Here is a 9575-nt window from a genome sequence, read left to right on the forward strand (position 1 = left end):
CGCGTCGGGCCTCAACGCCGGCCGGTGGGACTACCTGTTCAGCATCATCAAGTACTTCCGTGACTCCGGCGCCGACTTCGTGCTGCCGGACCGCAACTCGGTGACCATGACGGCCCCCTTCATGCGCGCCTACACCGAACTGCTGGTGCGCACCTGCCACAAGCGTGGCGCCTTCGCCATCGGTGGGATGGCGGCGTTCATCCCCAGCCGGCGCGATCCGCAGGTCAACCAGGTGGCGCTGGCGAAGGTCCGCGAGGACAAGGAGCGGGAGGCCGGGGACGGCTTCGACGGCTCGTGGGTGGCACACCCCGACCTGGTGCCCGTCTGCCAGGCGGTGTTCGACCGCGTGCTCGGCGACCGACCGAACCAGCTCGACCGGCTGCGTGCGGAGGTCGCCGTCACCCCGGATCAGCTGCTCGACGTGCGGAGCACGCCCGGCGCCGTCACCGAAGCCGGGCTGCGCAACAACATCAGCGTCGCGCTGCAGTACCTCGCCTCGTGGCTGGCCGGCAACGGCGCGGTGGCCATCAACAACCTGATGGAGGACGCGGCGACCGCCGAGATCGCCCGCTCGCAGATCTGGCAGTGGGTGCACAACGACGTCACACTCGACACCGGTGCCACGGTCACCCGCGACCTCGTCGAGCGCATCCTCGACGAGGAACTGGCCACGATCCGCGAGGGTCTGGGCAAGGAGCAGTTCGACGAGGAGCGGTTCGCCCAGGCCCGGCGGCTGGTGCTCGAGGTCGCCCTCGCCGACGACTACGCCGACTTCCTGACCCTCCCCGCCTACCAGGTCTCCGCCGAGAAGTGAGCCCGGGCCGAACCCCGGTGGGCTGCCACGGCGGCCCACCGAGGCCGGCCCGCGCGACGGTGGGTGGTCACCGCGGGGACAACGACCGGCGGACCAGCTCGAGCGGATGCCAGGCGACCCGCTGCGTGCCGTGCCGGATCTGCTGGCGGCAGGACACGCCCGTGGCGGCCACCACGGTGTCGGGTGACTCGGCGTTGATGGCCGGGAAGAGCCGGTCGCCGCCCACCGTCATCGACAGGTCGTAGTGTTCGGACTCGAACCCGAACGATCCCGCCATCCCGCAGCATCCGGCATCCAGCTCGACCACCTCGACGCCAGGGATGCGGCGCAGCAAGGCCACGGTGGCCGCCGTCCCGACCTCGGCCTTCTGGTGGCAGTGCCCGTGGTAGAGGACGCGCCGACCGGACAACTCCGACTCGCCGAGCCGCAGCCGGCCGGCGTCGATGGCCTCGACCAGCAGTTCCTCGATCTGCCTCACCCGGCCGGAGACGTCCCGCACGGCAGGGTCGTCGGGGAGCAGTTGCCGGTGTTCGTCACGCAGGGTCAGGATGCACGAGGGCTCGCACCCGACGATCGGAGATCCGGACTCTGACGAGCGGACCAGCCTCCTGGCCAGCGATCCCGCCTTGTGTCGGGCATCGTCGAGCAGGCCCTTGGAGAAACTGGCCCGACCACAACAACCGCCGCTCTCCAGCCGGACCGCCCAGCCGGCGGCCTCCAGCAGTTCGACCGCCGCCCGGCCGATGCCCGGCTCGGTGAAAGTCGTGAAGGAGTCGGCCAGCAGGGTCACCTCATCCTGCGGCGCCATCGAGTGGACGGGGCGGGCGTGGCGGCGGAACCAACGGACGAGGTTGCGCCGCTGGAACGCGGGCAGCGGACGGTTCCGGGTGATGCCGACCGCGCGCTCCATGAGCAGGCGCAGCGGCCGGGCGCGGCCGGGCAGGTTGGACAGTGGAGCCGCCGCCGAGCCGAGGCGGTTGAGCAGGCGGATGGCGCCGAAGAGCCGCGACCTCAGCGGCACCCCGTGGACGTCGTGGTGATGCGCGAGGGCCTCGGCCTTGAGCGAGGCCATGTCCACCCCGAGCGGGCACTCGCTCTTGCACGCCTTGCACATGAGGCACAGGTCGAGGATCTCGTGCAGCCGCTCGTCACCGAGCGCCGCCGCGGGGTCCGGCTCGGAGAGCGCCTTGACCAGCGCGTTGGCCCGCCCCCGGGTGGCGTGCTCCTCCTGCCGCGTGGCCATGTACGACGGGCACATGGCCCCGGTCGCGCTCTTGCGGCACAGCCCGATGTTCATGCACCGGTCCGCCGCCCCGCGCATGCCCCCGACGACGTCGAACGCCAACCGGGTCCGGATCGGCGGCGCCGGGGGCAGCGCGGCGTCCCGCAGGTTCTCGGTCATCGACGGCGCGTCGACGATCTTGCCCGGGTTCATGAGGTTCTCCGGGTCGAAGATGCGCTTGACGGTGCGCATCGCCTCGTACAGTTCGTCGCCGAAGATCTCCCGGTTGAACTCGCTGCGGACCAGGCCGTCGCCGTGCTCGCTGGAGTTGACCCCGCCGTACTCCCGGACCAGATCCTTGATCTCCTCCGCGACGGCGCGCATCGCGGCGACCTGCTCCGGCTCGCTGACGTCCACGAAGGGCCGGATGTGCAGGCAACCGACCGAGCAGTGCCCGTAGAAGCCGGCCTGGAGACCGTGCCGGTCGAGGACCTTCCGGAAGCGGCGGGTGTAGTCGGCGAGGTGTTTCGGGTCGACCGCGGTGTCCTCGACGAACGCGAGCGGACGCCGGGTCCCGCTGCCCGCGGCCATCAGCAGGCCGAGACTGGACTTGCGTACCTTGAGCAGCGGCGCCTGCTGCTGGGGCGTCTCGGCGCGCAGCGTGTGGTAGCCGTGGCCGTGCCGGCGCCACAGCGCGGCCAGCCGGTCGAGCTGACCGACGAGTTGCCGTTCGTCGTCCCCGCTGAACGAGACGAAGAGCAGTGCCTCCGGGTCGCCTTCGAGGGTCCGCCCGAGGTCGGCGTACTCGATCTTCTGCCGGGACAGGTCGAGGATGGTGCGGTCCATCATCTCGACGGCGGCCGGGTCGCAGGCCAGCGCGTCCTCGGTCGCCTCGATGGCGCCGAGGACCGACGTGAAGTGACCGACCGCGATCACCGTTCGGCGCGGCTTGGGGACGAGGTCCACGAGGGCCTCAGTAGCGATCACGAGGGTTCCCTCCGACCCGACGACGAACGGGGCGAGGTTGAACGACGGGTCGCCGGCGAGCCGGTCCAGGCGGTAGCCGCAGGCGCGCCGCCAGTACGCCGGGAAGTCCGTCGAGATGGCGGCCGAGTACGTCTGCAGCAGGGGCGGCAGCTGCCGGTAGAGGTCGCCCTCGCGGGTCTGCAGGTCGGCGCGGCGGGTCCGTTCCGCCAGGTCCAGCGGCGCGAAGTGGGCCCGGGAGGCGTCGGAGAGCACGACGTCGAGCTCCCGGATGTGGTCGACCGTCATGCCGTAGCGGACGGACCCGCTGCCGGCGGAGTTGTTGCCGAGCATCCCACCGATGGTGGCCCGGTTGCTGGTGGACGTGTCCGGCCCGAACATCAGGCCGTACGGGGCGGCCGCCCGGTTGAGCTGGTCCTGCACGACTCCGGGTTGCACCCGCGCGGTCCGGGCATCGAGGTCGATGTCGACGATGCGGTGCATGTGTCGGGACAGGTCGAGCACCAGGCCGGGTCCGATCGTCTGTCCGGCGAGGCTCGTGCCAGCGCCCCGCGGCACCACCGGTACGCCGTACCGGCCGGCCAGTGACACGGCCGCCGCGACGTCGTCCGCGTGCCGGGGGAACACCACGCCGATCGGTTCGATCGCGTACATGCTCGCGTCGCGGGAGAACAGGTGCCGGGTGTACGGGTCGAAGCCGATCTCGCCGTCGAGGGCGTGCGCAAGGTCCCGCGCCAGGTCCCGGCCGAGTTCCTCGACGTCCCGGCCGATGCGATTGTCACTGACGGTCAAGGCTGCTGACCTCCTCTGCGGGCCGGGCGCGAACAAGATCCGGGGCGACTCAGGGACGTTGCAGGCGGTCGAGGGCGGCGTTGATCCCGCTGGTGTCGATCGGCACCCCGGCGGCGACGAGGCCCATCTGGACGCCGGCGAGGGTGCCCGCGAGCATCAGATCGTTGAAGTCGCCGAGATGGCCGATCCGGAAGATCCGCCCGGCGAGCTTGCCGAGGCCGGCACCGAGCGACATGTTGTACCGGTCCAGGATGAGCGCGCGAATCTTGTCGGCGTCGTGCCCGTCGGGGACGAGGACGGCGGTCAGCGAGCCCGAGTGCTCGCGCTCGTCCGCGCACAGCACCTCCAGGCCCCACCCGCGCACCGCCAGCCGGGTCGCCTCGGCGTGCCGCTGGTGGCGGGCGTACACGTTGGCCAGGCCCTCCTCCTCGAGCATGCGCAGCGCCTCCCGCAGCCCGTAGAGCAGGTTGGTGGCCGGGGTGTACGGGAAGAAGCCCCTCGTGTTGGCCTCGATGATCGGCTGCCAGTCCCAGAACGACCGGTGCAGCCGTGCCGTCTTCGACGCGTTCAGCGCCTTCTGGCTGATCGCGTTGAAGCTGAGCCCGGGCGGCAGCATCAGGCCCTTCTGGGAGCCGGCCACCGTGACGTCGACGCCCCACGCGTCGTGCCGGTACTCGATGGAGCCCAGGGACGAGATGGTGTCCACGAGCAGCAGTGCCGGGTGGCCGGTGGAGTCGATCGCCTGTCGTACCTCGGCCACCCGGCTGGTCACGCCGGTCGAGGTCTCGTTGTGTACGACCAGGACGGCCTTGATCCGGTGGGCGGCGTCGGCGCGCAGCTTGTCGGCCACGGTCTCCGGGTCGACGCCGTGCCGCCAGTCGCCGGGCACGAAGTCGACCTCCAAGCCCAGTCTGCGCGCCATGTCCTGCCACAGCGTCGCGAAGTGGCCGGTCTCGAAGCACACCACCCGGTCGCCCGGGCTGAGGGTGTTGACCAGGGCGGCCTCCCAGGCGCCGGTGCCCGACGCCGGATAGACCACGACGGACTGCGTGGTGCCGAAGACCGGCTTGACGGCCTCGAGCACCTCCCGCGCGAGCTCGGCGAACGCGGGGCCACGGTGGTCGATGGTGGACGCGGCCATGGCGCGCAGCACCCGCTCCGGCGTGTTGGTGGGGCCCGGGATCTGGAGGAAGTGACGGCCGGTGGGGGTCATACCGAGCTACCTCTCAGCTCTTGAAAGTCCGCCATGCGGAAGTCGTCTACCGCATGACGGAGACCGTATCAACGACCAGCCGGGGGAGCGCAAGCATCGACCTGCCGGGATGCGTCCGGCGACATTTCGTTGTCCATCCCCTGTGGACATCTGGTGGGCCTGGTCGTTCAGGCGCTCTTGACCGTCGATGTGATATGGCACATACTCCCCGAAACGAAATTCGATTTTCGCATCGTGGAAACAAGCCCGTGTTACCTCACCCTGCCCGGTGGGTGCCGCCCCCCAGCCCCACCCCAGTGGTCGGCGTCGAGATGCACCCCCAACCGGGAGGTTCCCATGTCGGTAGAACTCGTCTCGATCCTCGTCCTAGCCGTCATCTTCCTGATAGCCACGGTTCGACCGGTGAATCTCGGCGCGCTCGCGATCGTCGCCGCGTTCATCGTCGGCATCACCGTCCTCGACGGAGCAGACCTCGGCGACAAGACGGATGCGATCTTCGCCGGCTTCCCCGGAGATCTGTTCGTCATCCTCGTCGGCGTCACGTACCTGTTCGCCATCGCGAAGGCCAACGGCACAGTGGACTGGCTCGTCCAGACCGCGGTTCGACTCGTCGGCGGCCGGGTCGGCCTGATCCCATGGATCATGTTTCTGGTGACCGCCTGCCTCACCGCCATCGGCGCGGTGGTCCCGGCATCCGTGGCGATCATCGCCCCGATCGGCCTGGGCTTCGCGCGGCGGTACCGGATCAACCCGCTGATGATGGGCCTGCTGATCATCAACGGCGCCAGTGCCGGCGGCTTCTCACCGATCAGCATCTTCGGCAGCATCACCAACGGCGTGGTGGAGAAGGCGGGGCTGCCGGGCAACCCGACTCTGCTCTTCCTGGCCTCCTTCTTCGTCAACCTCGCCATCAGCCTCGTCGCCTTCTTCATGTGGGGCGGCCGGGAACTGCTCACCCGCCGGGCCGTCGACACCGGCCTCGGCACGTTCGACGAGGCCGAGCTGGCCACTGACGCCCGCGCCGTTACGACCCGGGACCGGCGCCCGGAGCCGGCCTCCGACCCCGACAACGACGCGGCCTCGGACTCGGGCGTCAGCCTGGCCAACGAAGGAGCCGCCGCCGCCCGACCGGCCGCCGGTGCCGTCGCGGTCAGCGAGGGGACGGCCGGCGGGCCCGTGCCCGCCCAGGCGGCCAGGTCCGGTGGAGGGGCCACCACCACCGCGCCGCCGGCGACCGAGGCCGAGGCGCCGCTGCGCCTGGACCGCGACCGCATCATGACGCTGGTCGGGCTGTTGGGCCTCGCTGTCGCCGCGCTCTTCTTCGACCTCAACGTCGGCCTGGTCGCCGTCACCGTGGCCGCGATCCTCACCCTGCTCTCGCCGGAGTCGGCCCGCAACGCCGTCAACCACGTCGCCTGGCCCACCGTGCTGCTCGTCTGCGGCATCGTCATGTACGTCGGCGTCATGCAGGAGATCGGCACCATCAAGTGGCTCGGTGAGGAGGTCGCCGGCATCGGTGCCCCGCTGATCGCCGCGCTCGTCATCTGCTTCATCGGCGGCGCGGTCTCGGCGTTCGCCTCGACCACCGGCATCCTCGGCGCCCTGATTCCGCTCGCCGTCCCGTTCCTGACCGGCAGCAACTCCGTCGGAGCAGTCGGACTGATCACCGCGCTGGCGCTCTCGTCGTCCATCGTCGACTCGAGCCCCTACTCCACGAGCGGGGCGCTCACCGTGGCCAACGCCACCGAGGAGCAGCGGGACTACGTGTACAAGGGCCTCATGCGCTGGGGCTTCAGCATGGTGGTGATCATCCCGATCGTCACCTGGCTCATCTTCGTTGTGCCCGGCTGGCTCTGACCCACACCCGAACGCCGCGGCACACCGAAGGCCGGACTGACAGGGCAGCAGGGAGGGACGGGTGGGGTCCCTCCCTGCCGCCGTTGGCGGCCCGGACACCCGATGCACCGACCCGAAAAGGACGCGACGTGTACGACGAGCAACTGGTGAAGGCGTTCGTCGACGCCCGACTCGACGGGGTTGCCGGCCCCGGCGCGAACGCCGCCGCCTACGACCGCCACGACGCGCTGGGCCTGCAACTGGCCGTCCTCGACCGGCTGGTGGCGGCAGGCGACCGACCGGCCGGCTGGAAAGTGGGCCTCACCTCCGGGCCCCGTCGGGATGTGATGGGGGAGGGCTTTCGCCCGTTCGGCTATCTCCTCGAAAGCCGTACGCTCGGCTCCGGGGACACGGTGGGGCACGACCGGATCAGGTCGGGCTACCTGGAGCCGGAGCTGTGCCTCGTGCTGGGCGCGCCGTTGCGCGGCGACATCGATCCGGCAGCCGCGAGGTCCGCCGTGCGGGCGGTCGCGCCAGCGTTCGAACTGAACGAACGTCGGCTGAGTGCGCACGCGGACGACCCGACCACCATCGCCGACGGCCTGGGCAACTGGGGAATCGTCGTGGGCCCGGAGGCGCCCGTGCCGTCCACCCTCACCGGGACCACCGTCGACCTGTGGCAGGACGACAGGAAGGTCGCGACCCGAACCCCCGGTGCGTCGATGGACGACCCGTTCCTGTCGCTGTCGCGCCTCTGCGCGCTGCTGCACCGGTACGGCCGCGGACTCGACGCCGGTCAGCGGGTGATCACGGGATCGTTCTGCAACGAAAGCGTGCAAGGTCCGGGGACCTGGCGTGCCGTCTTCTCCACTGTAGGAGATGTGACAGTGCGGTTCGCGTGACTGCCGATCGCTGACACGACGAGGCCGGTGCGCCCGCCGCACGTGCGAGGACGTCGTCACCGGTGGGCGGCAGGCCGGACGAGTCTGCCCAGCGGTCGGCGCACCGCCGCCGACCAGCCTCCCGCGGCCATACATTTGCATGATTGACCCTGTCAGCCCCGGTTGACGATGCTCATCCCGAACCGGGCGGGTGCCGGTGGACTGGGGGAGAGCTGTCATGCGGGGCCCGCGCTGGGTGGCGGACGTCATCGACTCGTACGCCGGTGACGACCGTCCCGCGCACATCTATCGACGAGACGACGCCACGTCGGTGACGCTGACCCGCGGCCAGCTGCGCGACGCGGTGAGCCGCCGCGCGGGCGCCCTCGCCGCTCACCGCGTGCGGGCCGGCGACCGGGTGGGCGTGTTCGCCGGCGATCCCGAGGCGTTCCTGCCGATGTTCCTCGCATCGCTGTGGCTGGGCGCGGTGGCGGTGCCGCTGCCGCCGCCACCGCCGGTCGGCCGCCGCGACGCTTGGCGCACCACCGTGAAGGAGGCGCTCGCGCTGGTCCGCCCGCGCCTGGTGTGCGGCCCGCCGGGGAGCATCGACGCGATCGGAGCCGGGACGGTCGCCGTTGCCGTCACGGCGATGGCGGACGGACCCGTCCACCCCGCCCCGGTGCGGCTGCCGCCGGAAAGGCCCGCGTACGCCCAGTTCACCAGCGGCAGCACCGGACAGTCCCGCGCGGTGCTGGTCACCCGCGGCTCCCTCGCCGCCAACAGCGCCGCGATCAGGGCCGGCATCAGCCTCGACCCGGACCGCGACGTGGGGGTGTGCTGGCTGCCGCTGCACCACGACATGGGCCTCGTGGGTTTCGGCTGCGCCGCGCTGACCGCCGGTGTCCCGGTGGTGTACCTGCCGACCGTCTCGTTCCTGCGCGATCCGGGGCTGTGGATGCGCACGGTGTCGGCGTACCGGGGGACGGTCACGTTCGGTCCGAGCTTCGCCTTCGGGCTGGCGGCCCGGCGCGCCCGCCCCGACGACGTCGCCGCGCTGGACCTGTCCGCCCTGCGCGTCCTGGCCTGCGGGGCCGAGCCGATCAACGCGCCGACACTGGAGCGCTTCGTCGCCGCGTACGCCTCGGCAGGTCTGGACCGGGCGGCGCTGACGCCCTGCTACGGGCTCGCCGAGGCGACGCTCGCGGTGAGCTTCGCGGCCGGTCTGCGGGCGGACGCCGCCGGCACCGTCGACTGCGGCCGTCCGGTGCCCGGTCACGAGGTGGCCGTGGTCGACCCGGCCGGGGCCCCGTGCCCGGCCGGGCAGGTGGGCGAGATCTGGGTACGCGGGCCCTCGGTCGCCGCCGGCTACCTCGACCAGCCGGCACCGGACACCTTCCGTCCCGACGGCTGGCTGCGCACCGGCGACCTCGGCTACCTCGACGACGGTGGCCTCTACGTGACCGGCCGGGCCAAGGACCTCCTGGTGGTGCGCGGGGCCAACACCGACCCGCAGCGGGTGGAGTGGGCGGCCGCGACCGTGCCGGGGGTCCGCGAGGGTGGCGCGGTGGCGTTCACACGGCCGGGGGAGGAGACGGAGGAAGTGGTGGTCGTGGTCGAGTGCGCGCCGAATACCGCCGACGGCGTGCCCGACGCGGTGCGGGCGGCGGTGGCCGAGGGGCTCGGGCTGTCCGTCGCCGACGTGGTCCGGGTGCGCCCCGGGGCCGTGCCGAAGACGACCTCCGGCAAGCCCCGCCGGCAGGAGACCCGGCGGCGCTACCTCGCCGGGGAGCTGGTGCCCTGATGTCCGACCGGGCGCAGGTGGCCGTGAGCTAC

Annotated in this window: 5 protein-coding genes and 1 pseudogene; 4 read left to right on the plus strand and 2 right to left on the minus strand. The window is 71.5% G+C overall.

From position 1 onward, the window contains the following. Positions 1–814 (plus strand): annotated as a pseudogene (locus tag FXF52_RS39060) (malate synthase A); the annotation flags it as partial. A 67-nt stretch (positions 815–881) separates the two neighbouring features. On the opposite strand, the gene FXF52_RS39065 reads toward FXF52_RS39060, so the two are convergent. Together FXF52_RS39065 and FXF52_RS39070 are read right to left on the minus strand one after the other, a co-directional pair. Further along, the gene (locus FXF52_RS39065; protein ID WP_222870921.1) at positions 882–3812 is read right to left on the minus strand and encodes an FAD-binding and (Fe-S)-binding domain-containing protein; all 2931 of its coding nucleotides are present in this window, start codon (positions 3810–3812) and stop codon (positions 882–884) included. Between the two features lie 49 nt (positions 3813–3861). Then, positions 3862–5025, minus strand: a complete 1164-nt coding sequence (locus FXF52_RS39070) for an alanine--glyoxylate aminotransferase family protein (RefSeq protein WP_148804696.1) — start codon at positions 5023–5025, stop codon at positions 3862–3864. Positions 5026–5361: 336 nt separating this feature from the next. Here FXF52_RS39070 and FXF52_RS39075 point away from each other — a divergent pair, with 336 nt between their 5' ends. From FXF52_RS39075 to FXF52_RS39085, 3 genes are all read left to right on the plus strand, one after another. Then, on the plus strand, positions 5362–6882 hold the full coding sequence (locus tag FXF52_RS39075) for an SLC13 family permease (RefSeq protein ID WP_148804697.1): 1521 nt from the start codon (positions 5362–5364) through the stop codon (positions 6880–6882). A 146-nt stretch (positions 6883–7028) separates the two neighbouring features. Beyond that, a complete protein-coding gene (locus FXF52_RS39080; RefSeq protein WP_148804698.1) occupies positions 7029–7763 on the plus strand; it encodes a hypothetical protein in 735 nt (244 codons plus the stop codon). A gap of 217 nt (positions 7764–7980) precedes the next feature. After that, entirely contained in the window at positions 7981–9543 is a 1563-nt protein-coding gene (locus tag FXF52_RS39085) for an AMP-binding protein (RefSeq protein ID WP_148804699.1), read from the plus strand. Positions 9544–9575: the final 32 nt, after the last annotated feature.

It is taken from the genome of Micromonospora sp. MP36 (assembly GCF_008119785.1).
GTDB lineage: Bacteria > Actinomycetota > Actinomycetes > Mycobacteriales > Micromonosporaceae > Micromonospora.